2 protein-coding genes are annotated in these 876 nt (G+C 59.6%); both read left to right on the forward strand.

Going from position 1 to position 876, the window contains the following annotated elements; genetic code table 11:
• On the forward strand, positions 1–211 hold a 211-nt coding region (locus EN780_RS39940), incomplete at its 5' end, for a hypothetical protein (RefSeq protein WP_210215096.1).
• Between the two features lie 313 nt (positions 212–524).
• Positions 525–876, forward strand: a 352-nt coding sequence (locus EN780_RS35580) for a hypothetical protein (RefSeq protein WP_128276562.1), incomplete at its 3' end; no start/stop codon positions are given.

Here is an 876-nt window from a genome sequence, read left to right on the forward strand (position 1 = left end):
CGTCCAGCACTATCGCCGTTACAAGTTCTCTCGCGAGCGGGATGTTGTGGACGGCTATAGCGGTGGCGCGGTGTTCTCTCTGGTGGGGGAGCTAGGCAACCATGAAGTGGTTCTCGACGGGATCGTTGTCCGTGCTGGCGCTGACTGCCTACACATCGTGGACGCCGACTACCTCATTGCGGTCTTCACGACGACGCTGGGCCCTGCCTAAACCAGAACGGCCGCGTCAGGGTCGCGCCCACTTCGCGATGCCGCCTCCTCACCAGCTACAGGCTGCAAAAAGGCTTTCTGCGCGTCCACTTTCCGCAGACGCTCCAGCAAACCTCCCATGCTGAAACCATTACCGTAGCCTTCCCAAAGCTTACCAAGTCTCATCGGCCTTCCCGCCGTCTCTGCCTTCCACCGAGGTGCCTTGAACACGCGGTTGGTCCTCCCTATCTCTGCACCGTGAACGGCGCGGGAGCCGAAAGCTTCCTCGCAGCGGTTGATAGCCGCGACATTTGACCCCGACCCGGAGATGAGAAATGGCTTCCCTGCCTGTCTATTCGACTTTGTTTTCCTGCCTGCATGATGAAACTGGACCCGTAGGTTCCCTTGGCCGGGGTACCCACTATTCCGTCCTGCGTAGCGTCGAATGGCTCGACGTGGTTCGCAAGCCGCTTGCAACTCCCCAGATTCACGACTTCGCGGTGATCTGGGATGAGGATCATGACACCCGCGTCATTCCGGCTATTGAACGCATCTACATGGCTGGCCTGCTTTCCCCGGTCCAGTTCATCGGCGAACGCAAGGGCTTTCTTTCGGTCATCGTCGCTGCGAGGTTCTTCTTTCACGGTGACGGGACAGCGCTGGAGCAGTATCGCGAGGCAATCGGGG

Source organism: Mesorhizobium sp. M4B.F.Ca.ET.089.01.1.1 (assembly GCF_004022605.1).
Taxonomy (GTDB): domain Bacteria; phylum Pseudomonadota; class Alphaproteobacteria; order Rhizobiales; family Rhizobiaceae; genus Mesorhizobium; species Mesorhizobium abyssinicae.